35 protein-coding genes are annotated in these 23,080 nt (G+C 59.7%); 29 read left to right on the top strand and 6 right to left on the bottom strand.

Annotated features, from left to right (window positions below; genetic code table 11):
- Nucleotides 1-35: 35 nt before the first annotated feature.
- Together BISA_RS09955 and BISA_RS09950 are read right to left on the bottom strand one after the other, a co-directional pair.
- The gene (locus BISA_RS09955) at nt 36-782 is read right to left on the bottom strand and encodes a response regulator (RefSeq protein WP_033891759.1); all 747 of its coding nucleotides are present in this window, start codon (nt 780-782) and stop codon (nt 36-38) included.
- Between the two features lie 75 nt (nt 783-857).
- Nucleotides 858-3,467, bottom strand: coding sequence for a sensor histidine kinase (locus tag BISA_RS09950; protein ID WP_033891757.1), 2,610 nt, complete (start codon nt 3,465-3,467; stop codon nt 858-860).
- Nucleotides 3,468-3,644: 177 nt separating this feature from the next.
- On the opposite strand from BISA_RS09950, the gene BISA_RS09945 reads away from it, so the two are divergent.
- The 4 genes from BISA_RS09945 to BISA_RS09930 all read left to right on the top strand — a co-directional run bounded on the left by BISA_RS09945 (nt 3,645) and on the right by BISA_RS09930 (nt 8,491).
- Nucleotides 3,645-4,988 (top strand): alpha/beta fold hydrolase, encoded by a 1,344-nt coding sequence (locus BISA_RS09945; RefSeq protein ID WP_007052075.1) that lies wholly within the window; start codon nt 3,645-3,647, stop codon nt 4,986-4,988.
- Between the two features lie 74 nt (nt 4,989-5,062).
- Complete coding sequence (gene proC / locus BISA_RS09940) at nt 5,063-5,863, top strand: pyrroline-5-carboxylate reductase (RefSeq protein ID WP_007052076.1); 801 nt, start codon at nt 5,063-5,065, stop codon at nt 5,861-5,863.
- Nucleotides 5,864-5,880: 17 nt separating this feature from the next.
- A complete protein-coding gene (ychF, locus tag BISA_RS09935) occupies nt 5,881-6,975 on the top strand; it encodes a redox-regulated ATPase YchF (protein ID WP_033891755.1) in 1,095 nt (364 codons plus the stop codon).
- Nucleotides 6,976-7,213: 238 nt separating this feature from the next.
- Nucleotides 7,214-8,491 (top strand): tyrosine-type recombinase/integrase, encoded by a 1,278-nt coding sequence (locus BISA_RS09930; RefSeq protein ID WP_033891754.1) that lies wholly within the window; start codon nt 7,214-7,216, stop codon nt 8,489-8,491.
- A 51-nt stretch (nt 8,492-8,542) separates the two neighbouring features.
- Here BISA_RS09930 and BISA_RS09925 read toward each other — a convergent pair whose 3' ends face one another.
- The 3 genes from BISA_RS09925 to BISA_RS12955 form a co-directional block, all read right to left on the bottom strand.
- Nucleotides 8,543-8,749, bottom strand: a complete 207-nt coding sequence (locus tag BISA_RS09925; RefSeq protein ID WP_033891753.1) for a hypothetical protein — start codon at nt 8,747-8,749, stop codon at nt 8,543-8,545.
- A complete protein-coding gene (locus BISA_RS13195) occupies nt 8,746-8,892 on the bottom strand; it encodes a hypothetical protein (RefSeq protein ID WP_162832216.1) in 147 nt (48 codons plus the stop codon). The genes BISA_RS09925 and BISA_RS13195 overlap by 4 nt, the downstream gene beginning before the upstream one ends.
- Nucleotides 8,893-8,968: 76 nt before the next feature.
- Nucleotides 8,969-9,118, bottom strand: a complete 150-nt coding sequence (locus BISA_RS12955) for a hypothetical protein (protein ID WP_156099600.1) — start codon at nt 9,116-9,118, stop codon at nt 8,969-8,971.
- A gap of 154 nt (nt 9,119-9,272) precedes the next feature.
- Here BISA_RS12955 and BISA_RS09920 point away from each other — a divergent pair, with 154 nt between their 5' ends.
- Nucleotides 9,273-10,457 (top strand): hypothetical protein, encoded by a 1,185-nt coding sequence (locus tag BISA_RS09920; RefSeq protein ID WP_152597228.1) that lies wholly within the window; start codon nt 9,273-9,275, stop codon nt 10,455-10,457.
- A gap of 150 nt (nt 10,458-10,607) precedes the next feature.
- On the opposite strand, the gene BISA_RS09915 is transcribed toward BISA_RS09920, so the two are convergent.
- On the bottom strand, nt 10,608-10,937 hold the full coding sequence (locus BISA_RS09915) for a hypothetical protein (protein WP_152597227.1): 330 nt from the start codon (nt 10,935-10,937) through the stop codon (nt 10,608-10,610).
- Nucleotides 10,938-11,070: 133 nt separating this feature from the next.
- On the opposite strand from BISA_RS09915, the gene BISA_RS09910 reads away from it, so the two are divergent.
- From BISA_RS09910 to BISA_RS09795, 24 genes are all read left to right on the top strand, one after another.
- Nucleotides 11,071-11,319: a hypothetical protein gene (locus tag BISA_RS09910; RefSeq protein WP_051917507.1), complete on the top strand. Its 249-nt coding sequence runs from the start codon at nt 11,071-11,073 to the stop codon at nt 11,317-11,319.
- A gap of 14 nt (nt 11,320-11,333) precedes the next feature.
- On the top strand, nt 11,334-11,558 hold the full coding sequence (locus tag BISA_RS09905; RefSeq protein ID WP_152597226.1) for a hypothetical protein: 225 nt from the start codon (nt 11,334-11,336) through the stop codon (nt 11,556-11,558).
- A complete protein-coding gene (locus BISA_RS09900) occupies nt 11,558-11,824 on the top strand; it encodes a hypothetical protein (RefSeq protein ID WP_033891749.1) in 267 nt (88 codons plus the stop codon). The genes BISA_RS09905 and BISA_RS09900 overlap by 1 nt, the downstream gene beginning before the upstream one ends.
- On the top strand, nt 11,824-12,081 hold the full coding sequence (locus BISA_RS09895; RefSeq protein WP_033891748.1) for a hypothetical protein: 258 nt from the start codon (nt 11,824-11,826) through the stop codon (nt 12,079-12,081). The genes BISA_RS09900 and BISA_RS09895 overlap by 1 nt, the downstream gene beginning before the upstream one ends.
- Before the next feature lie 10 nt (nt 12,082-12,091).
- On the top strand, nt 12,092-12,331 hold the full coding sequence (locus BISA_RS09890) for a hypothetical protein (protein ID WP_033891747.1): 240 nt from the start codon (nt 12,092-12,094) through the stop codon (nt 12,329-12,331).
- A gap of 3 nt (nt 12,332-12,334) precedes the next feature.
- On the top strand, nt 12,335-12,577 hold the full coding sequence (locus BISA_RS09885; RefSeq protein ID WP_033891746.1) for a hypothetical protein: 243 nt from the start codon (nt 12,335-12,337) through the stop codon (nt 12,575-12,577).
- Nucleotides 12,578-13,045, top strand: coding sequence for a single-stranded DNA-binding protein (locus BISA_RS09880; protein WP_051917505.1), 468 nt, complete (start codon nt 12,578-12,580; stop codon nt 13,043-13,045).
- On the top strand, nt 13,045-13,665 hold the full coding sequence (locus BISA_RS09875) for a hypothetical protein (protein ID WP_033891745.1): 621 nt from the start codon (nt 13,045-13,047) through the stop codon (nt 13,663-13,665). The genes BISA_RS09880 and BISA_RS09875 overlap by 1 nt, the downstream gene beginning before the upstream one ends.
- Nucleotides 13,666-13,834: 169 nt before the next feature.
- Nucleotides 13,835-14,086: a hypothetical protein gene (locus BISA_RS09870; RefSeq protein WP_033891744.1), complete on the top strand. Its 252-nt coding sequence runs from the start codon at nt 13,835-13,837 to the stop codon at nt 14,084-14,086.
- Between the two features lie 116 nt (nt 14,087-14,202).
- Nucleotides 14,203-15,654 (top strand): ParB/RepB/Spo0J family partition protein, encoded by a 1,452-nt coding sequence (locus BISA_RS09865; RefSeq protein ID WP_051917504.1) that lies wholly within the window; start codon nt 14,203-14,205, stop codon nt 15,652-15,654.
- Entirely contained in the window at nt 15,651-15,893 is a 243-nt protein-coding gene (locus BISA_RS09860) for a hypothetical protein (RefSeq protein ID WP_033891743.1), read from the top strand. The genes BISA_RS09865 and BISA_RS09860 overlap by 4 nt, the downstream gene beginning before the upstream one ends.
- A complete protein-coding gene (locus BISA_RS09855; RefSeq protein WP_033891742.1) occupies nt 15,890-16,114 on the top strand; it encodes a helix-turn-helix domain-containing protein in 225 nt (74 codons plus the stop codon). The genes BISA_RS09860 and BISA_RS09855 overlap by 4 nt, the downstream gene beginning before the upstream one ends.
- Nucleotides 16,115-16,118: 4 nt before the next feature.
- On the top strand, nt 16,119-16,616 hold the full coding sequence (locus BISA_RS12315; protein WP_051917502.1) for a DUF7694 domain-containing protein: 498 nt from the start codon (nt 16,119-16,121) through the stop codon (nt 16,614-16,616).
- Complete coding sequence (locus tag BISA_RS12310; protein WP_051917501.1) at nt 16,613-17,689, top strand: hypothetical protein; 1,077 nt, start codon at nt 16,613-16,615, stop codon at nt 17,687-17,689. The genes BISA_RS12315 and BISA_RS12310 overlap by 4 nt, the downstream gene beginning before the upstream one ends.
- Nucleotides 17,686-17,958 (top strand): hypothetical protein, encoded by a 273-nt coding sequence (locus tag BISA_RS09840; protein WP_033891741.1) that lies wholly within the window; start codon nt 17,686-17,688, stop codon nt 17,956-17,958. The genes BISA_RS12310 and BISA_RS09840 overlap by 4 nt, the downstream gene beginning before the upstream one ends.
- A gap of 7 nt (nt 17,959-17,965) precedes the next feature.
- The gene (locus tag BISA_RS09835; RefSeq protein ID WP_051917499.1) at nt 17,966-18,589 is read left to right on the top strand and encodes an exonuclease domain-containing protein; all 624 of its coding nucleotides are present in this window, start codon (nt 17,966-17,968) and stop codon (nt 18,587-18,589) included.
- Nucleotides 18,586-18,846 (top strand): hypothetical protein, encoded by a 261-nt coding sequence (locus BISA_RS09830; RefSeq protein WP_033891739.1) that lies wholly within the window; start codon nt 18,586-18,588, stop codon nt 18,844-18,846. Before BISA_RS09835 ends, BISA_RS09830 begins: the two co-directional genes overlap by 4 nt.
- A complete protein-coding gene (locus tag BISA_RS09825) occupies nt 18,843-19,130 on the top strand; it encodes a hypothetical protein (RefSeq protein WP_033891738.1) in 288 nt (95 codons plus the stop codon). The genes BISA_RS09830 and BISA_RS09825 overlap by 4 nt, the downstream gene beginning before the upstream one ends.
- Nucleotides 19,127-19,321, top strand: a complete 195-nt coding sequence (locus tag BISA_RS09820) for a hypothetical protein (protein ID WP_033891737.1) — start codon at nt 19,127-19,129, stop codon at nt 19,319-19,321. The genes BISA_RS09825 and BISA_RS09820 overlap by 4 nt, the downstream gene beginning before the upstream one ends.
- Nucleotides 19,322-19,389: 68 nt before the next feature.
- Nucleotides 19,390-20,106 carry a hypothetical protein gene (locus tag BISA_RS09815; protein ID WP_033891735.1) on the top strand — a complete coding sequence of 239 codons (717 nt, stop codon included), beginning with the start codon at nt 19,390-19,392 and terminating at the stop codon, nt 20,104-20,106.
- Nucleotides 20,107-20,251: 145 nt separating this feature from the next.
- Entirely contained in the window at nt 20,252-20,569 is a 318-nt protein-coding gene (locus BISA_RS09810) for a hypothetical protein (RefSeq protein ID WP_033891734.1), read from the top strand.
- Entirely contained in the window at nt 20,566-20,772 is a 207-nt protein-coding gene (locus BISA_RS09805; protein WP_152597225.1) for a hypothetical protein, read from the top strand. The genes BISA_RS09810 and BISA_RS09805 overlap by 4 nt, the downstream gene beginning before the upstream one ends.
- A gap of 84 nt (nt 20,773-20,856) precedes the next feature.
- Nucleotides 20,857-21,462, top strand: coding sequence for a terminase small subunit (locus BISA_RS09800; RefSeq protein ID WP_033891731.1), 606 nt, complete (start codon nt 20,857-20,859; stop codon nt 21,460-21,462).
- An 11-nt stretch (nt 21,463-21,473) separates the two neighbouring features.
- Nucleotides 21,474-23,078, top strand: a complete 1,605-nt coding sequence (locus BISA_RS09795) for a terminase (RefSeq protein ID WP_051917497.1) — start codon at nt 21,474-21,476, stop codon at nt 23,076-23,078.
- Nucleotides 23,079-23,080: the final 2 nt, after the last annotated feature.

The following is a 23,080-nucleotide window of genomic DNA, read 5'->3' as shown; positions in this document are numbered from 1 at the left end:
TTTGCGTATCATGCATACGCAAAACAACAAATCAATCAGACCAAATGGTTTTCGTAAGCGAACACCACCGCCTGCACACGGTCACGCGCATTGATCTTCGCCAGAATATGCGCCACATGCGTTTTCACCGTCGGCAGACTGATGAAAAGCTTGTCGGCAATCTCCTGATTCGACAATCCACGTGCGATCTCAATAAGCACTTCGCGCTCGCGATCAGTCAGTTCATCTAATTCCGGATCGGTGTACGTCGAATCAGAAGTGGAAGAAGCAGTGGAATTTCCATGTGCACCAACATTCGCAGCCATGAAATCGCCTTCCATCATTTTCTCGATAAGACGTTTCGTGGCGGACGGTGCGATAATCGCATTACCTTGAAAAACCGTGCGAATCGAATTCAACAACGTTTCCGGTTCCGTATCTTTCAGTAGAAAACCGGAAGCCCCGGCAGTGATCGCAGCCATAACATATTCATCCAAATCGAATGTCGTCAGAATGATCACTTTGGTATGAGTGACTTCTGATTGCGTTCCATCGGCAGCAAAGCGATGCTGCAACGCACTGATCTGCCGAGTCGCCTCGATACCATCCATGCCGGGCATACGCACATCCATCAACACCACGTCAGGATGCAGCGTTTCCGCCAACGCCACAGCCTCTGCACCATCGCGAGCCTGCGCCGCAACCGCCATATCAGGTTGGGACCCGATCACCATGGCGAAACCGGCACGTACCAATTCCTGATCATCGGCAATGACCACACGAATCTTCTGTTCTTCACTCATACTCTCCACCTTATCGGCATTGTTCCGCTCACAGCGCGAAACAAACCCTTAAATCTCCCTGAAAACTTGAACCGGCTATCGAGACGCGCGCTGCAGCTGCTCCTCCAGCGGTGCTGCGGGCCTCAACTGTAGTTCGCTCGCGCTACCGGCATGAGCGTCATCGCTGAAACCAGTCTCACGAAGCACGCCAAGCAGTTCGCGCATACGTTTAAGCGCGGCGCGCCCCTGTTCTCCAATGGCTTTGAACGCTGTGGAAATCTCGTCGGCGGTAGGCTCTTTGCCTTGTGCTTCGGCGCGATCCAGCATGCGGATACCATCGACGGCTTGGTTAATCACGCTGTTCAACGTGGCAGTGACCTCAGCCTGAATGCTGGCACTGATACGGTCACGTTCCATATTCGCCGCGAGAATACGCTGCTTCTCCTGCTCGGCCACCAGCGCTTCCTCTCGCGCCTGCAACACCAGTGCGTTTGAATCACTGGAACGAGCCCAACGTGCCCACGCCATAATGCCGGCGCACAGCATCAGCACTGCAACCGTATACATAACGCCGGTAAAGAACGCCGCCGTAGTACTTGACGTGACTGAAACCGGTTTCGTCAAGCCTGCAAAAGCGGCGATGGCGCCGAACAAGGTAGTGTATCCGTGTTGATCAGCCGCGATTTTCAAGCCCATCAGCACCGAACAGGTAGCGGCGGCAAGACCGGTCCAACGCCATGCGTGTTCACGCCCATACAATACGGCTGAATACAGCGCACACAGCGACGCTACGATATGTCCAACCTCAATCGATCCCAAAAACACCAATTGCACAACTGACAATACGAACACAATAAGCGCGCAAGTCTCGGGGAACCTGCGTCGAAGAGCCAGCGCCAGCAAGCAGCATGCGGCGATCGCATTTGAGAGCTGCGCATGAGGTGAACTATCAAAAAAGAACGTAACCGACATGCGATTCAGCAGCATGACCAATGCCACGGCACCAACGGAATCCATGAGCGCATAATGGCGCTGCGTCCACGCGGAAACACGTTCCACCCAATTCAGCCCTCGCGAATTGGATGTATTTGCAAGTTCTACGGATTTCAGTTTCAATGATTTGAGCAAATCATGCAGATTGGGTGCGGTGATGCGCAAATGTTGCAGGGCATTCGAACGATGATCGCGACCGGTCGGTTGGTTGGTTTCCTTCGTTTGCTCCGATGGCTGATCTGGGATTCGCGCCGATATGTTGACGACTGTGTGAGGTGCGATTGCTTCGTCGGATAATTTCGCTTTGCTGGATATGGCAGTTGTGTTGCACGATTCGGACTGTTCCGAGGCATACTGTTCGCCGGTTTCTTCTGTCACCTGTTCTTTACCGCCGTAAGGCAGGGTGGCCATGACTTCGAAGCCTCCGCCGAGTTGAGGGCCAGCCTGCAACGAGCCTCCGGCCGATTCGATGCGTTCTTTCATGCCCAGCAGGCCGTAACCTGGCGTATGCCCGTCGATATTGGCCGCCGCGCCATGACCATTGTCGGTGATGGTCAAAGTGAGCAAACCGTTGTTCCATGACTCTTTAATGTGCACATCGACGTGCGGCCCCGCATACTTGCGGATATTCGTCAGTGCCTCCTGCACTACATGGTAGGAAGCTATCGAGGCTTGTTCGCCGAGTTGTTCCGGGCTGGCGGTGCCGGTGATATTCCGTCGGATTCGAATGTCGGGGGAGACGTTTTGCGCTTGTTCCACAAGATTGCCGATATCGTTATAATCGGCGTGCGGTGAACCCCCGAATACTCCCAGAAGACGTTGCATGTCATGCAGTGCGCGTTCCGATTCGTGTCGAATCGTCTCCATGGTGTTTCTGGCCACCGCGGGATCATGCGTGCCTGCATAGCGACCACCATCAGACTGCACGATGATGATTGACAAGGTGTGCGCCACCACATCGTGCATGTCACGTGCGATGCGTGCGCGTTCCGCCAACGCGGCGATATCGCGTTCATCCTGGTCTCGCGCGGCGATTGCCTCATTGCGTTCCCGCATCATGCGAATGGTTGCCAGACGGGCACGCTGCCAGAACGCTACAATGACGGTGGAAATGATACATACTTCGAAAATCGGCGTCAGCACCAACATGTATTGCGCCACCATGTTGGCGACTTCCGATATGGATGTTCCTGTGTAGATGGAACCGAGAGTGTCTTCCGTGACCATAACGCCATTTGGATTTGAGTCATTCCAGCTGCTCCATGTATGCACTTTGCCTCCGGTGAGCAGTGGTCCATTGGTCATGGTCCATGCCGCCAGCGCCGAAGCCAGAAGACCGATGGTCAACGCCAGAATAATGAAGGCTTTCGTGTTTTTGGGATTGCCGTAGACGATCACTGAATACAGCATGAACAATGCCAGAATATCGGCACCCAACAGGCAAGGGCCGAATATGAGATGCGCCAAGGTCAATGCCACGCAGAGCAACGCTCCGGTCTGTGGCCACCATCGACGGATTAGCAGCGGAATAAGCATTGCCGCTTCCCATGTCATCTGCGTGGAAGGCTTAAGGTCAAACAGCAATCCCGGATTATAGGTGATGCCGCCGGTCACGCCGAACAGCAGAACACCTATAACAAGCGTGATGATGAGATCGCCTGCGAAAACATGGCCATGCATCCATGACAAGAGACGCTGCTTGAGATTCGGCATACGTTCCACCCTAGCGCCAGATATGCTGTGACGCCATCATGCGCAGGAATGAAATAGCGGTAAGATAAAGCCGCTTTTGTGAGGTAAGGTTGTCTCCGCATGTGGGTGGGATGGAAGCCATCAAAAAGTCACTACCCGCATTGAACATGCCGATGATGCCAAGGGAAAGGTGAATGCATGACGTTGCTGAGCGAATACTACGTGCCCGGATTGCATATTGAGGATCGTTCCATCAAGGTGCCGTTGGATTGGACGGGCCACGAGCCTGGTCATGGGTTCGATGGCGAATCGATCAGCCTGTTCTACCGTGTGGTCACCTCTCCCGAACATGTGCATGACGACCTGCCGCTGCTCGTGTTCCTGCAGGGTGGTCCCGGCGGTTCCGGTCCGCGTCCGCTCGGCCCAAGTTCCGATGGTTGGATCGAGGAGGCTATTAAGCATTTCCGCGTGGTGTTGCCGGATCAACGTGGTACGGGGCGTTCGTCTCGTGTCGATACGCATGTGATTGAGGGCATGGATGGCGACGGCAAGGCAGGTGCCGCGTTTTTGAAGCGTTTCCTCGCCGATTCGATCGTTCGTGATTTCGAGCATCTGCGTCGTACCGAATTCGGGGGCGCACGTTGGGTCACGCTTGGCCAAAGCTATGGCGGATTCCTGACGCTGACGTATCTTTCGCTGTTTCCGCAAGGAGTTATCGCCAGTTTCACCACGGGTGGCATTCCGCATGTTCCCGCCGATGCGACCGACGTGTACCGTCATACGTTCCCACGCATGGTGGCAAAGACGAAGCAGTTCTACGAGCGTTACCCGATCGATATCGAACGTGCCGCGGCCGTTGCCGACGTTCTGCAGTCGCGTAAGGTCGCATTGCCGGACGGCGATCCGCTCACGGTGGAACGTTTCCAATGCTTGGGATCCGATTTCGGTATGAAGCCGAGTTTCGAACGCGTGCATTGGATTCTTGACCAGGCATTCCTTGACGGCGACGGTTCGGCCTCGACCTCGGCGGAACTGTCTGACGAATTCCTGTCTTCCGTGATGAATGCGACTTCATCTCGCCCGCTGTATTGGCCGTTGCAGGAGTTCATCTACGCCAATGGTGAGCTGGAAACGCCGATTTGCTGGGCCGCCCAGCGCGTGCGTGGCGAGTATCCGGAATTCGCGGGTGACATTCGTCCGCTTAATTTCACCGGCGAGGCCATGTTCCCGTGGATGTTCGAGCAGGAACGTGCGTTGCGTCCGTTCAAACCAGCCATGGACGTGCTTATGGAAGACACGCATTTCGGCACGATCTACGATGCCGACCAGTTGGCGCGCAATGAGGTTCCGCTGCAGGCTGCCGTCTATTTTGACGACATGTATGTCGACTCCGGTCTGCAATTCGATACGCTGTCCCGTGTGGGACGATCGCACTATTGGACCACCAACGAATTCGAGCACGACGGCGTACATGGTTCCGTGGTGTTCAAGCACCTGTTCGACGAGGCGTTGAACAGGGGAGACCTGGAAGAACTGTTCTGACATTCCCGAAATTCTCCGAAACCATCGCATCCAAAACAATTACGTCCATTAGAAAAGACGACAAGGAGGACACCATGTCCAATCCAACCATCGGATTCATCGGATACGGCAATATGGCGCAGGCCATCGCCGAAGGACTCGTCGCAGCCGGCGCCGTCGACGGTGCCGACATCGTGGCTTGCGCCGCGCATTACGACAAGCTGGAAAAGACCACGATGAAAGTGGGTGCAAAGCCATTGCACAACGCGGCCGAAGTCGTTGCAGCGTCCGACATGGTCGTCATCGCCATCAAACCGTACCGAATCGAAAGTGTCATCAAGCCAGTCATCGGCGCGATTGCCGACGAAGACAAATTCGTCGTATCCATCGCGGCGGGCTGGGATCTTGACAAATACCGAGACTTGTTCGGCGCCGATTTCAACGCGGCGCATATCCAATGCACCATTCCGAACACGCCGATGGCCGTCGGCAAGGGGGTACTCGTCACCGAAGCCGACAACACGCTGACCGACACGCAAGCCGAAGTGTTCGAGCGGCTGTTCTCATCGATCAGCCTCATCGAACGCGTTGATTCCGCGCATATGGGCATTGGCATGTGCATCGCAGGCTGCGCACCGGCATTCACCGACATGTATATCGAGGCGCTCGGCGACGCGGGCGTGAAATACGGCCTGCAACGTGCCACCGCCTACCGTCTAGCCGCGAAGATGGTGGAAGGCGTCGGTGCGCTATACCTCAAAAACGAAACCCATCCGGGCGTCATGAAGGACGCCGTCTGCTCGCCGGGCGGCACCACAATCAAGGGTGTGACCTCGCTGGAGGAAAGCGCGTTCCGCGGTGCGGTCATCAAGGCCGTCGACGCCATCGAAGCCTAATACTAAGCTAGGGAATCATGTCTCTTACTATCGGAATCGTCGGACTGCCCAACGTCGGCAAGTCCACCATGTTCAACGCACTGACCCGCAACAACGTGCTGGCGGAGAACTATCCGTTCGCCACCATCGAGCCGAACACCGGCATCGTGCCGCTGCCAGACGACCGTCTGCCAGTGCTTGCCAAGCTCGTGCATACCGAAAAGATCGTGCCGGCCACCGTCACCTTCGTGGACATCGCCGGCATCGTCAAGGGCGCCTCCGAAGGCGAAGGCCTGGGCAACAAGTTCCTGGCCAACATCCGCGAGGCGGACGCGATCTGCGAGGTCGTGCGCGCCTTCGAGGACGACGACATCGTCCACGTCAACGGCAAGGTGGATCCGGCCGACGACATCGACACCATCAACACCGAGCTGATCCTCGCCGACCTGCAGACCATCGAAAACGCGCTGCCCAAGCTGGAGAAGGATCTGAGGGGCAAGAAGATCGAGCCGGCCTACATGGACGCAGTCAAGCAGGCAAAGACCATCCTTGAAGCCGGCGAGACGCTCGACAAGGCCGCACGCGAAGGCCGCTTCGACAAGGATTCCGTCTACGACCTGCATCTGATGACCGCCAAGCCGTTCATCTACGTGTTCAACGTGGACGACAACGAGCTGGCCAACAAGGACCTGCAGGCTAAGCTCGCCGCATCCGTGGCCCCGGCTCCGGCCGTGTTCCTCAACGCTCAGTTCGAGGCGGACCTGACCGAGCTCGACGAGGCGGATGCCCGCGAAATGCTGGCCGACGCTGGCTTGAGCGAGTCCGGTCTCGACCAGCTGGCCCGCGTGGGCTTCGACATCCTCGGCCTGCAGACCTTCCTGACCGCAGGCGTCAAGGAAGTGCGCGCCTGGCAGATCCACAAGGGTTGGACCGCCCCGCAGGCCGCCGGCGTGATTCACACCGACTTCGAAAAGGGCTTCATCAAGGCCGACATCGTCTCCTACGACGATTTCGTGGCCGCCGACGGCTCCATGGCCAAGATCAAGGAGGAAGGCAAGCTCCGTCAGGAGGGCCGCGACTACGTGATGCAAGACGGTGATATCGTCGAGTTCAAGTTCAACGTTTCCAAATAGGGTATGAAGACCCGCGAAAACGGCGTGTTTCCAAGGGTTCCGAGGTGTCGGAGCGTTGGAATCGCGCCGTTTTTCGATTCACGGAAAACCGCCGTTTTCCGCACGTCTTCCGCCGTTTTACGCGGCGATAGAGTGTAAATAGAGTGTACTTCCGCAAGTCACGGAGGACACTCGCCGTAACGGTTCTCGCCATGTGCGTGGACGCTCATTGAGTGCTCTCGGACACAAGGAGAACACCATGACGGCGAAGACCTCACGGAACACGGTCGGACGCTCGCGACGCACCAAGGGCGCGGGAAGCATCATCCACCGCACGGATGGACGATGGGAATTCCGCCGCGAGATCAGCCGAGACCCCGCGACCGGCAAACGCCGGTTCATAGCGGCAAGCGGCCGGACGAAGGCCGACGCCCGCGAACGGTTCGACGCCAAGGTCGCCGAGATGGAGCGCACCGGCCTGCTGCCCGGAGCCAAGAGCCCGTACCTGAAGGACTACGCGGAACGCTGGCTGGAGGAATACCGGCTCAACGTCAAGCCGACCACGTACCGCACCCGCGCAGGCCGCATCAAGGCGTGCATGGATGTCATCGGCCGCGTTCGCCTCACGGAACTGACCCCTGACCATGTGCGCCAATGCATGCGCGTGCTCTCCAAGCGACTCGCGCCCTCCACGCTCAAGGACCACTTCGTGAGCCTGAAGATGATGCTCGACCAGGCCGAGCTTGAGGAACTCATCCCGGTGGACCCGTGCCGCAGGGTCAAGCCACCGCGCGTGGAACCCACCGAGACCAAGATTCTTTCACCCGACCAGCCGAAGCAGCTGATCGAAGCCGTGCCCAACAGAGGCGCGAAACGACGCGGCCCGGCCCCGACCGTGGACGTGGACGAATCCTGGATGCTGCTGTTCGAGCTCGCGTTCGCCGCCGGCATGAGGGAGGGCGAACGCTACGCGCTCATGCCTTACGAATTGGAACAGCGCGACGGCGTGCCCGGCATCAACGTGCAGCAGCAGATCCAGCAATACGGCAAGCCGGAACAGGCGGTCATCCCCGCCTGGCTCAAAGCCGAGCACCTGTACGGCATCCTGTGGCTCACCACGCCCAAGACCCACGCCGCACACCGGTTCGTGCCCATATCCATGAGCCTGTGGCAGCGATTGTGGGCGCGCATCAAACGACTCGGCATCGGCCCACGCCAGCTCATATTCACCAACTCGCGCGGCAACCCGATACGCAGCAGCACCGAACGCTACAACTGGAACAAGGCGCTGGAGGCCGCAGGCCTTCCACCGGTCACCATCCACAGCGCACGCCACTGGACCGCCAGCATGACGGCCCGCGCCAACATGCCAGACGACGCACGCACCGCCATCATGGGCCACACCAGCATCACGATGACCAACCACTACACCCACAGAGACGAAGCCAGCCTCGCCAAACTCCTCGGCCAGGCCATACCCGATCTCCACGACGACACCGACATCATCGAAGCCGAAGTCATCGAGGAAGCCTCATAAACGAAACAAACGAAAGCCCCGGCGCTCGCAATGAGTGCCGGGGGCTTTCGCCTATTCAACGGGATGTTTGCGCGGCCTGCCGCCACCGACCCCACGACCGGGACGGGCCGCGTTCCACCGGTCGATGGTCTCCGGCAGCCAGCCGCGCGTCGTGCCGATCAGCGCGTCCGGCTCCGGCAGGTTGTAGCCCTTCGCGGCGGGATTCTTCACGCCAAGGCGCTCGCCGACCTCCTTGAGGCTCAGGAAGCGTTCGGTCATCGTTCTCCTCCCGCGAGGTAGCCGAAGACGCCTGCGGCGGCTCCGAAGACCCCGGCGGCGATGGTCCGTCCGCCGATGGCGAGGATGAGGCACATCGCGCCGCATGCCAGCGAGACGAACCTGTATGCGCTTTTTGCGTTCATGATGATTCATGGATTAGTCTGGGAAGGGAGCCGTAGCTCCGGATAGTAGGGTTATTCGGAATCTACGGCTCTTGCTCTACCTGCGTGGCCTGCGCCGCCTGCGTGGCGGTTTTGGCTTCGGCTTCGGCGATGGCTCGCTGCCGTTGGACTTGAGCGCGGCAATGACGGCCGCAATCCCGACAAGCAGGGAGCCGATGGCTTCGATCGCTTTCCAGACCTCGTCCATGTTCACCTCCTTTCACTGTTCTGTTTTGCTGACATAACTAATATAACATAACTATGTAAGTTATACAAGCCGGGCGCAAGCGACACGCCGACCCGCTGCTAGAATCAAACGGAGCCGCAACGAGCCGGCCGCGAATGATGTACAGGTGGAGGGCATGATGTCAAACGGACAGCACGTCGAAGTGCGACAATCGAAAACCAAGAAAATCGTATTGAGGATTCTCGCCGCACCATTCCTGCTTGCATGCCTGCTCTCGGCCGTCATGATCATCTTTGGATTGTTCAATCTCAAGGAGAGCTGGGCCGTAGGTGGCATCATCGGCTTCATCCTCATCGGGGCGTTGACGGGATTCATCGGACTCGTCCTATATGGGCTGACCCTGCCTCCGGCACCACAGCGGCAGGAGGAAGAGCCGAAGCCGCTGCAGGCCGCGGCGCCTGCAGTGGTATCGACGCCCTCCAAGCCACCTGAGGGCTCATTCGTCGCCTCTGCGGACGCAGCCCAAAAGGCGAACGATAAAGTGCTTGCGTCAATCAAACGGCGCGAAGCCAATGCGCCGGCGCTCGCTGCCTCCGGCACGCTCGGGCCGATCGTCATTCAACCAAGCAGCATGGCTACGCAGGCGGCTGCGACGACGAAAACAATATCCGGCTCATACGAGGCGAAGATCTATGTCTACGACCCGCGCCCCGTACTTAAGCTCAGGGAAGGGCTAGCCGATCGGGTGACAGTCGTCATGCGCCCGATAACGCTACGTAGCAGAATCAACGGCAGCCAATGGCGAACCGGCATCGACGACGGATACGCCATCGAATACAAAGGCAAACCATTCGGCGTGCTCTTCAACAACATCGCATCAATACATATCCGCACCCTCATCGAGAACGGCGCGCAAAGCGTGGAACTCACGGCCGTGCGACGCGGATGGTACCAAAGAGGGGTGCCGGAGGTCTACGTCATGGTGCCAACAGTGGCGGAGGCGAAAAACCGCGAATCCGAGGAAACCGCACTCAAGGAATACGAACGCAGACAGACATACGGGGTCGCCGGGAAAACATCACTTGCCGCCTTCCGCATCACGGAAAACAACTGGGGCGGCCCAAGAATCCCAGACGAAGGACTCGTCGCCTTCGAGGCCACCGTCGAAAAGATACCGACACCAGACGGATCCAAGGCCAAGCCCCACATCGCAATCAAAAGCGGCGGAACCACGCTCGCGGAAATCACAGCAAGATCGGCGACGGCATACGCCATGTCCGAACCTCTCGAAGGAAGAAGGCTATTGCTTCTGGCAAGCCGTTACTACACCAGCATCAACATAGAGGCATACGAAAGATAACGACAACAAAGAAGAATCGCCCCGGCGCTCGCAGACGAGCGACCGGGGCGATTTATATTCTAACGATTTTTGGGTCTTATATTCTAGGGGGATATTCCCCTGCGGGGCTTTTGGAAGACTGAAATTCATAGATTCTTGGGGAATCTGGTGCTAATCGACATTGGGCGGCTCCTGCCACTTGGGGTCGGCATTTGCTTTTATTCGGCGGCTTAGTTCTGCCATCAACTCATCGTCGGTCGCATCCCGAAGGGCGTCTTGGCTTTTAATCGCTTTAACGTCGTCGTCGGTTAGCAAGCCCATAACGATTAAGGGCTCTATGGCGGGACGGCCATAGGCGCGTGCGATTGCCACGGCATTCTTTTCGGACAATCGATCAGGGAGCTGCCTCCAAATAGAGGAGGCTTGCACACCGGCTTTTTTGGCGACTGCATTGTAACTTTCGCCTCCGGTGACTTCTACAAACCAATCGTTAATACCCATACATTGCATTATGCAATAGCTTTCCATTGCAGTCAAGCTCAGAATCATTGCAAAATGATTTGACTTGCATTACAGTCTGCAATATACTCATTGCAATAAGCAATGAGCGCATGGCATTGTGGAAAGGAATGATATGACCTCGCGAGTGGTGTTCAAAGAAGGCTTCCTCGATAGAGCAAAGCGAATGTCTGGCATAAAAACTGATGAATCCTTCGCGGCAGCTATAGGCATCAATGAGGAACGGCTTGAGAACATGAAGGCCGGTGGCGAAGTAGGCACCGATGTGCTCGTCGGATTGTTTGATGCCTTTGGCTTCACGCCTGGCGAGGTCGTGACGGTAGTTAGGGACACCAAAACGCGCTCGCAGAAGCTGGTGGCGTGATGTGCGGGAAGGCCATGAATACGGAGATTCACACCGAGGTGCGCGGCAACGACAGGTTCGCCAGTCTGGTCGCCTTCTACGAGCCCGATGACGAAAGGCTGGTCTCGACCCGCCACGTGGACGGCCATGTGACCATCCGCATCGGCAAGGGAGGGACTGGCCCGCGCAGGGAACTCAGCCCCGAAGCCGCGAAGGCGCTCGCCGCCATGCTCGTCGCCCCGGCCAAGGAGGTGGCGTGATGGACGCCGTATTCGAATTGACGCTCAGCGACCCGACCGGAACCGTTATGGAAACGATCACCAGCATGACGATTCACCTGACCGACCCATCGAACGGCAGAGCCCAGGGCGTTGTACAGCTCGAACCGGATATCCCAGAACACGTGCGTGACCTAGCGGCCATAGCCGTCGAAAGCATGAGCCGCGCATTGAGGAGCCGCCATGTAAAGGATGGCGACAGCCTAGGCACCATCAATCGCAGCGAAGTCAACCCGGAGATCAAGTGATGAACGAGACAACCAAGGAAGCACTGGCCGGACTGATGGAAGACTCCGGCAAATATGAGTTCGCGGACGCCACGCCATACGGCATCGTGTTCAGCACCGCGCCCGGCAAGTTCGAGATCGGCGTCACCCAGCTCATGCTCGACAACCAGGGGCATCTCTTCAGTCTCGATGCGGGCTGGGGTGGCGAAACCGTGTTCGTCACCGGCACCCCGCGCCAGATCCTCCAACGCCTCACGGCCAAGATCAAGAGCTTCTAAGGAGACCGACATGAGCGAGAAGAACACCGAAGCATTGAAGGACACGAGCCGTGTGCCGTTGGGAGAACGGCAGGCATGGTCGCCCGCCCAGGCCGCGCAGGTGTACTCACTCGACTACGAGGGGGTACGCCTGGCGATCAACAACGGCGACCTCGACACATTCCGCCCGCCGAACCGCTTCGGCAAACCAGGCCGCCGCAGGGTCACGAAAGCCGCGATGGACCGCTGGATCCGCGGCATGGAGGAATAACCCATGAACACGGACAAGACCACAACCGGCTGGCCATACACACGAATCGAGACCATCGCGCTCGCCGTCGTCACGCTGCTCGCCCTGGCATGGCTGCTCACCCACGACGGATGCATGCACCCGCTGGGCAACACCATCGCCCTGATCATCTACGCGGGCTGCGGCGCGGCGCTCGCCACACCGTGGGCGGTGCGCAAGCTCGGACCATATCTCACCGAAGACGACGAACAGGAAGAGGAGGAGTAGATGGCGAAGGATCCGAGCATGGTCATCATCCGCGGCAGGCTCGCCGCCGATCCGGAGCTCAGGACCGTCGGCGCCCAGGCCACGCCCGTGGTGAACCTGCGCATCCTGTCCAGCGGCTGGGAGAAGGACACGGCCGGCCAGCCGGTCGAAGTCACTCCCACGAGCTGGAACTGCGAGGCCTGGCGTGGTCTGGCCGAACACATCGCCGCGAGTCTGGCGAAAGGCTCCCAGGTGATCGCGGTGGCAAGGCCGAAGACCGACCGGTTCACCGCGCAGGACGGCACGGAGCGATGGTCCACCCGGTACGTCATCGACGACATCGGCGCCAGCCTGCAGCGCGCCACCGTGCAGATCACGAAAACAGGCGGCGGCCGGAACGGCAACCAACACCAGGCCGCGCCGGCTCCCGCGCAGGGCTATGCGGGGGCCGTGCGGAACAATGACGACTTCGATACCGGGGAGTGGTGATGACCAAACCGAAGTACACACAGCAGGAACTCGAACAACTGTATGCCATCGCGTTGCGCGACGGCTGGGACCAGCTGGAGCAATCCGAACGGCTCGCCGTGGGCCGCTACTGCAGGAAACACGGCCTGCAGCGCCCCGGCATCACGCCGAGCGTGATCACACAGCCGGTGCAGGCCGAAACCGAAGACGACAAGCCCGTCGAATCCCAGCCGGAACCGTTGGCCCCGCCGGCGCCGGAAACCACCATGCCGGAACCGGCGGAAACCGAAGCACAGCCGGTGGGCAAGGACGAGGACCTGGCATTGCTGCGCTCCGTGAGGTTCATCGCGGACTGGCCCGCCGACATCCACGTCAAATCGGCGCCACCGGAAAGCAAGTGGTCGAAACCCGCCAAGGCGTTGCGCAGGTTCGAAGGCAGGATAGCCGTGATCGGCGAGAACATGGAGCGCCGCGCCGCGTTGAACCTCAAACAGCGGATCCTCCACGGCAGCATCAAGGCCTTCACCCCCAAGGGCGCATACCGTGTGGAAGTCGCACCCGACCACCGGCACGAGGGCAAATGGATCGTCTGCGCCCAATATCCGGGCGACAGCCTGAACACCGCGAAGAGGCCACGATGAGCACACAGCATGTGATCGTCGTGGAGATTCCCAAACCCCTGTGGAAGAACGACAACGGCTCGCACGGCAACTGGTACGCGCACAACCGGCTCATGCAGACCCTCAAACGCCTCGGCTGGGCCGAAGCCGTCAACTGGAGGAACCGGCATGGCGGGGTGAGCTTCGAACATTGCCGGCTCGACGTGTACGTGCAGTATCCACCAACGGGAGAAACCAGGCGGATCCCAGCAACGCCGACAACGTGGGCAAACCCATCATCGACGGCTTCACCAAAGCCGGACTCTGGCCGGACGACAACTGGCGGCACGTGGAAGGCCCCTTCTACCGGATGAGCCCCACCATCGCACCCAAAGGAATCCACCGGCTCGAATTCCACATCACCGAAACCACCGAAGGAGACGACAAGCATGGCCAAGCGTAAGCACGGACGCCAGCAGCTCGAACACCAACGCCAGCGCAGACGCCGCAAACGCCTGCCCCGCACCCCGATGCCCACCACCATGTCCAACGATGTGAAGGAACAGTGACCCGCAACCAATGGAAAACAACGCCACAAGCCCGCTGATCGTGGACATCCCCGCCACGCAGCTCATCCCCAACGCGGCCAACCCGCGCAAGACCGTGGGCGACGTGACCGAACTCGCCGCGAGCATCAAAGCCCAGGGACTCCAGCAGCAGCTGCTCGTCACCCCGGCCGGCCAGGACACGGACGGCAAACCCCTCTACCGGATCGTCATCGGCCACCGCCGCTACCAGGCCTGCATCAAGGCCGGCATGACCATGATCCCCTGCACGGTGCGCCATCTCACCGACCGCGAGGAACGCGAGATCATGCTCATCGAGAACACACAGCGCGCCGACCTGACTCCCATCGAGGAAGCCGACGGATACCAAGGACTCCTCGACCTCGGCGCATCGATCGACGAACTCGCCGACAAAACCGGCCGCAGCACCAGCTTCGTCCGCCGCCGCATCAAAATTGCCGGCATACCGCAAGCCACCCGCGCCAAAGCCAAGGACTTCAGCCAACTCACCCTCAGCCAGCTCGACGCGCTCGCCGAATTCAGCGACGATCCGAAAACGCAAGCCCGCCTCGCCGAAAAGGCCGAAAGCAACGACTGGCGGTGGGAGCTCGAGAACGCGCGCGACCACAAACGCATGAACCAATGGCGCCGGGCCGCCGACGAATACATCACGGCGAACCACCTGCACGCCATCAAGGTCAAGAACCTGTGGACCGGCATGGAAGGATACGGCGCCACCCACGCGCCCAACACGTCGAAACCATTCGCCGAATCCTGGGAGGAATACCTGCGCCACGGCGGCGACCCGGCCAGCATCATCCTCACCACCGCCGACTCCGGCTACGGATGGGCCGAACCCGCAGCCCCGAAGGACACCGAGGAAAACACCAAGGAAACCGAACGCCTGAAGGCCATCGCCGCCAAGGAACGCGAACGCAAAGCCAAGGTACGCGAATACACGGCCACCAGCAACCGCCTCCGCCGCGAATGGATCCGCACCCACTCCACCGAATGGACCGGCCAGCAGATGCGAGACGCCATCCAAACCCTCGCCAGGCTCGAAACCATCGGCACCGGCACCTATCTGCCCACCGGCCTCGACGCCAACCAACGCGACCAGATGATCACCGCCTACAACCAGATCAGCGGCAAACCCCTGCCCGACGAGAAAAAGAACCCGAAGGAAGGCCTCTACCACCTCGACACCCCGGCCAACCTCAACGAGCTGCGCCGCCGAGCCGACAAACCCGGCCAGGAACTCCGCCAACTCACCCTCGTCATGCTCGCCCGCCAGGAAGCACGCATCACCCCCGAAACATGGGACGGCACCGGCTACGGCACCAACCTCAAAACCACCGCCATCTACTACCAGGCGCTCGCATGGCTCGGCCACCAACCCAGCACCAACGAACAACAGGCACTCGCCGGCAACCTCACCGCCACAAAGGACAACGACCAGCAATGATCCCACAACACGAAACACAACGCATGAAACGCCAACAAGCGCTCGCCGTGGGCCGCATCGACACCACCAGCACCCTCACCGACACACTCATCAGCATCGTCAACGCGATCCGCGACCAAGGAGCCCCCGAAGACACGCTCGAACACCTCACCCAAGCGCTCACAGGCCTCAACCAGACCCGAAGGGCGCTCGCCGCCGCCTCCCGCAGCCTCTACAGGCATTCGGAGGAACAGCCATGAGCCGCAGAGAGACACGAAGCCGACTCGAACGGCTCACACCCACCATGAAGGAGCTGCTGATCGCGCTCCTCAACCACACCATGCTGCCCGCCAACTCCAACAACAGCCGCACCTTCGCGGCGTTGGAGGAACGCGGGCTCATCCAACCCGACTTCTACGACAACTGGGCGCTCACCGACGAAGGCCACAAGACAGCGCTCGACCTGCTGAAAAGGAGATAACACCATGAGCAGATACGTCGAGAACATGCAACGCCACGTGCACAGCCGCCACATGGTCGAACAGGACATGGACTGGCTCAAGGAATTCCGCGACGACCCCGACTATCCCGGCCCGGAATCGGAGCCGGTGCGCGTATGGAGAAGCCGCGACTACCAGGCCATGCTCTACATCGACCGTGACAGCGGCATGAAACGACTCGCCATCACCCGAGTCCAGATCGACAGATACACCGGCGAATACCGCGAAGGCATCAGCTGGGACGCCCTCCAGCAGATCAAGAACGAGACCATCGGCGAAGAAGCCTGGGCCGTCGAATGCTACCCACCGCAGCGATACGTGCAGAACGTCGCCAACATGCGCCACCTGTGGATCCTCGACACCGAGCCACGCTTCGGCTGGAAACAACCAACCGGCCACACGACGGAGCCCGAGCACGACGACAACGAACCGCCGGCCTATCACGGCGGCATCCACCAGATCATCATCGGAGGCGAATCATGAGCCAGCAAGCAACCGCATGGACCCTCTACGAAGCGCCCATCGAACTCGACGCCATCGAATTCCGACTCCTCACCATCATCGCCGACAACGTCGATAACGAAGGCCGAGGCTTCGGCAAAAGCGTCAAAACCCTCATGGAACTCTACCGGGCACCCATCGGCGAACGCACCGTGCGCGCCAAACTCGCCCACATGGTCGAAATCGGCGTGCTGCGCGAAGGCGACCAACGCCTCGTCTCCTACCTCCCCGGCAACCGCAGGCCCAAGGTCTACGACATCGTCATGAACGACAGGGGTGCAGAATATGCACCCCTGAACGACGATGACGCATACCCGATCAACGAACCCACGCCGGAACCGGCCACGGAAACAGAACCGGAACCGGCCATCACCACCGACGAATGGACCACCGACGAATGGACCACCGACGAAGCCGACCCCGACGCATCACAGGGGTGCAGCAGGGGTGCAGCTGGGGTGCAGCTGACCTGCAGCAGGGGTGCACGTATAGCTGCAGACAAGAGTATTAAATCTATTAAGAATATTAAGAACATTAAGAGAGAGTACGCGCGCGCAAAAACGCCAACCCAAACCACCACCAGCCAGCCCACGGATCCACGCCAAGCGCTCGCCGACTTCCAACCCGACCAGACGCACATCGCGCTCGCCGACGCGTTCGGCCTCGACCTCGGCTATGAGCTCGCCAAATTCCGTGACGCGCTCGACGCCAACGGCAAGTACCCGTCCAATCCGGCGCCGGCGTTCCGCAACTGGCTGCGCCGCGGCAAGGAGATCGGGCTGAGCGGCGCCAAGCTCGGCACCGGCATGCCCGATGCCCCGGATCCGGCCGATACGGAGCTGGAACGCAGGGCGCGCAAGCTCGTCGACAGCTCCACACGCCTCAAGCAACGCCAACCGGACCCGGCTATCCGCCACGAGTGGATCCCGGCCGTGGCACGGCTCCTCGGCCAGGGCAAAGCGCCCACCGACATCGTGGATCGGATCTGCCTCGGTCAGCCGGACGAACTCGCCGAACTCGGCATCCACGTCGACGGACTCGAGGCCATCGCATGAACGGCAAAGTCCAGGAAGCCATCGACTGGCGCACCGCCAAACCAGCCGAACTCGACGGGGCTCGCTGCATCCTCATGACCCAGGACGGCACCATCATCGACGGCCGGCTCAAAGCCAGCTGGCCACGAGACGGCTACCAAGCCACCCGATTCACCCTGGATGACAGCGAGGAAACACTCAAAGGCATGCGGATCCTCAGCGTCAACCCCAAACACGGCACCGCCATCCTCCAACCCCACATCAAAACCCTCACCGTCCTGAAAGGCTAGGAAACCCATGAACACAAGCGATGCGCACTCCATCACCGTCGGCGGCACGCCCGTCACGCCGGAACCCGCCGACGCGCTCCTCTGGCTCGACGTGGAAACCACCGGACTCGACCCGAACGAATGTTCGATACTCGAAATCGGAGCCATCTGCACCAGCCTCGACGCGACCAGGGAGTTCGGCCGCTACGAGACCGTCATCCACATCCAGACCGAACAACTCCTCGACATCAGCCTCAAAGCACTGAAAATGCACACAGCCAACGGCCTCCTCGCCGCCTGCGAACAATCCGGCAGCAGCGAACAGGAAGCCACCGACGACCTCGCCGACTTCATCGACCGACTCACCAGCGAACAAGGACTCACACTCCACCCCGCAGGCACCAACATCCAGCGCTTCGACCTACCCGCCATCAACCACCTGCTCGAACAACACGAATGCCACGGCTTCCTCGCCAACCAACTCCACTACAGGGCATTCGACATGACCACCATCCGCCTCCTCTGGCAATCACTCGGCCACAACCCCTACCAACACCACCAGCACGGCACCCACCGAGTCCACGACTGCCTCACCAGAGACATCACCGAATACCGAACCCTCCGTCAACACATCAAGGACCACACCGCATGAAACGAACCACCACGCGCACAGCACGCGCCACCCTCACCACATTCGGCAAAACCATCCTCTCCATCAACCTCCTCGCCGTCATCTTCACCGCACTCCGCCTCGCCAACATCATCGACTGGAACTGGTGGATCGTACTCCTACCCATCTGGGGACCCGCGGCATACGTGGCACTCACCCTCGCCTTCTGCACCATCGGCCTCATCGCCGCAACCATCCTCGACCACCTCGACCACACCAACACCAAGGACAACCAATGAACAAGCTCCTCAACCACATCTTCAAAGACTGGACCCTCGAAGAATTCACCGGCCTCCTCTTCACCCTCATAGCACTCATCGCCACCACAGGCCTCATCGCCACCATCGGACTCATCGGCTACACCATCGCCACCGGCAACGACCAACCCAAACAAACCACCATCCAGAAAATCGAAACCACCGGCGACATCAAGCGCTTCTGCATCGAAATCAAAACCGGAGACCACATCGACGCAATCGACTGTGAACTAATCGACCCAATGACCGGAGGCGTCGCCAAATGACCGAACGCCACGGCAAAATCCTCACCTACCACGAAATCAAAACCGCGCTCGCCGACTGGTATAGCCGCAACCGATTCCTCATCACCGAGGAAAGACTCATCCGCTTCGCCAGCTTCATCTACGACAACTACGGCACCAACTACTACATCGAATACCCGCCATCACCACCGGAAAAAACCACCAACCCGTGAGACAATGGACAACGGGCATGAAGCCAACCGAACAGCAGCGAAACCACACTGACGGACCCGGAGGAACCATGCCCACACCAGCCCAACAACTCCACAACAACCTGAGCACACTCAAAGACGGCTGGCCCATACTCAGCCTCATCGCCGCCAAAAAAGCCAACATCATGGCACGCAGCACCGGCAACGGCACCCACAGCATCGCGCCAATCCCAGTCAACATCGACGCATGGCAACTCAAACAAGACATCGACATCCTCACCCGAAAACTCGCCAGAGCCGCCGGCCTCCACCCGCACCGAGGCATGGACGTCCCCGCACTCCTCAAAGGCATCATGCTCCACGAAACCAACCTCCTCGCACAAGACGACGCCGAAACCATCACCGAACAAGTCGCGCTCGCCGCCATGCGCATGGATCGGATGCTGAATCCTCCACCGGCGTGCAAGATGATAGGCCCGTGCCCGAAATGCGGTTATGAGCTGTGGTGCACGGAGTTGGAGATGTTCTCAGGGTACAAGGCCTGTGATCGCTGCCGAGGCGAGTGGAGAATCAAGGATGTGCAGCAGGCCAGCGTTCTGAGACTGGCTCTCGGCGGGGCGCAAGGCAGCGCGTCTGCCATCGCCCGATGGATGGATCCCTACGGGGTGGCGGTCAAGCCGAACACAATAACCAAGTGGGCCAAACGAGGGATTCTGGAACCGGTGAACGTGGATGAGAACGGCAATCCGGTCTACAACGTATGGGACGTATGGCAGGCATTCACACGACGCGATAAAAGAGAATGACACGCCGAAGGTCTTGACAGAAGCAAACTGTCACCGCTAGAACTACTAGCGTTGGTTATTTTTGTAACCACATGGATACTTTGAAACCCCGGGCGCTTGCGCTTCGGGGTTTTCTTATGCCCGGACCAGCGAGGGGAGGCCTGGAATGACGTCTCCCAGCAGGAAGGTCAGAAAAGGCGGACGCCAGTTCGAGAAGGATCGCAAGGCGTTCTTCCTCAAATGCAAGGCCGAACACGCATGCTGCTGGCTGTGCGGCATGCCCATCGACTACGACGAGCCGCAGAACACCACGGACGACTCGTACAACCTCGACCATATCTACCCGGTCACCAAACGACCCGACCTCCAGCACGACCCCGCAGGATTCCGCCCCTCACACACCCAATGCAACAACCTGCGCGGCAACAAAGACCCAGCCACACCGATAGGAGCACTGTCACGCCAATGGATACGGACCGCATGACCACACCACTCCGCATAGATTCCAAAGCCCCGGAATCAGCATTGGTCGGACGCCTGCTCATCATCGAGGAAGGCAACGTGCGCCGCATATGCCGCGTCACAGGCGCACGAAACGGCGAAATCGACTGCGAAATACTACGAACCCTCATCCCGAACCAACTGACCAAACCGGTAGGGGCGGTGAAATCCCAAAACAAGCCATGAGTGGGAGACTACCCGCGTGCCCGCTCTTCCTCTCTCTCCGATATTGACCACCCCATCGCGCGCACGCGCGGGAAGGAGCTCTCGATGACGGCAGACAAGGACGATGAGGCCCTCAATCTGTTCCTCGCCGCCACACCCATCGGCCAGATCAAAACCAAGATGGGATATCGGTCGACCACGAGCGCGATGGCGGCGATTACTCGCGCCCTCAAAAGTGCCCGGTCTGGAAAGAATCCCGATACGGCGCGCAGCATTGAGATCGAACGCCTCGACAGCATCTACCGGCAGATCTATCCGCTCGCTCTGCAACAGGATGCCAAAGCCATCGACCAATGTCTCAAGATTGGCGAACAACGCCTGCGGCTCATGGACGCGCCGATCAAGGCGCAGAAGGGACTGCTCAAGGCGTACGAGGATACCGTCAAAGCGCTCGCCGACCGGCTGAAGCCCGAAGACAGCGCGCTGATCCAATCCGGTCGAATGATCGCCAGCCAGATCGACTATGCCGTCACCCACGGCACCGGCATCGAGGTCACCAAAGCCCTCTACCTCATGCCGCACCTGATGAACGTGCTGCGGGAGCTCGGCGCTACGCCTGATGCGCGCGGCGCCATCACCAACGCGCTCCAGGACGCGAAGCCGAAGCAGGTGGCTGACGAGTTCGAGGAATACCTAGCGAAAATGACCTAGGAGGAAGACCGATGGACATCGGCGAAATCAACGACGATGCCCACGGCATCACCGCACCAAGAATCTACACGCCACCGCTCCGGCCGCTCACCCCGGCCACCTCCGACGGCTATGGGGTCATCGAATTCGCCGAACGGTTCCTCCACGTGAGCCTCTACCCGTGGCAGAAATGGCTGCTCATCCACGGGCTCGAAACCAACCCCGACGGATCCTACCGATTCCGCCGCGTCGTCGCCGAAGTCGCACGGCAGAACGGCAAAACCACTGTGATGAGCGTGCTCTGCGCATGGTGGCTGTTCGTTGACTCCGGCCGCCGCCCCGAACTCTCTCCATCATGGAAGTTCCTCATTGTTGGCGCCGCCCAAACCCTCGACAACGCCAGAGCCCCATACTCCGCCGTGCTCAACTGGTGCAATCCCACACCGCAGACCGACGAGGAAGCCGCGCTCGCGGTGCCTGCGCTGCAGAAGCGTGTGCAGCGGATCAACAACAGCCACGGCGAGGAGGCGATCATCTGCCGCAACAAGGCGCAGTACATCGTCAGAGCCGATAAGAACATCCGTTCGAAATCGGCCAGCCGAGTCGTGTTCGACGAGCTGCGCGAACAGCACACGGATGACGGTTGGAACGCGGTCAGTCAGACCACGAAGGCCATCTGGTCAAGCCAACTGTGGGGCATCAGCAACGCCGGCGACTACCGTAGCATCGTGTTGCGCAGGGTCGTGGATGAAGGCCGCAGGCTCTCCGACTCGTGGAACGCGAGTGTGGAGACCGGACGACAAACCGCCGCTGAATGGGCGGAAGCGCATGACCCATCCTACGGATACTTCGAATGGAGCGCCCCGGACGGCTGCGGGTTGGATGATCTGGACGGGATTCGTCAGGCGAATCCGTCACTTGGCTATGGGCCGATGACTTACCGAAGTGTGATTGCCGACATTAACGGCATGACTGAGGCGGCATACCGCACCGAGGTGCTCTGCCAATGGGTGACGGCCGACATCATTCCGTTTATCAACCCGAAGCAGTGGAAGCGTGGCATCGACAAGAAATCCACCATACCGTTCGAGAATCGTGTGGTGCTCAGCGTGGACACATCGGCTGATCGCGAGACCACGTATATCGCCGCCGCCGGATACCGAGCCGATGGGTTGCCGCACGTCGAACTGATCATGCGCCGCGACGGCATGCTCTGGGTGCCCAAGTATCTGGGCATGCTGCGTGAATCATGGCCGAACATCACCGAGATCGCCATCCAGTCGAAAGGATGCCCGGCCGTGGACTTCTGCGATCCGCTCACCGAAGCCGGTTGGAACGTACACCTAATCGAAGGTTTCCGTGTCGGCGCATGCACCGGCCGTTTCAAGGACCGCGTCAAGGAGGGCAAACTCCGGCATCTGCCGCAGCCAGCCATCGAACAGCAGGTGAGCGTGGCCATCACACGCCGGCTCGGTGAAGTCGAGGTGTGGGACCGTCAGAAATCGGCCACGCACATCAGCGGACTCATCGCCGAAAGCCAGGCGCTCTACGCATTGGAGACCATGACCGCCGAACCAGTGAAACCTATGCGTTCCGCATACGACAGCGAAACCGGGCATGGACTGCTCGTTCTCTAGGA

Source organism: Bifidobacterium saguini DSM 23967 (genome assembly GCF_000741715.1).
GTDB lineage: Bacteria > Actinomycetota > Actinomycetes > Actinomycetales > Bifidobacteriaceae > Bifidobacterium > Bifidobacterium saguini.
This window is presented reverse-complemented; position numbering and strand designations above follow the sequence as displayed.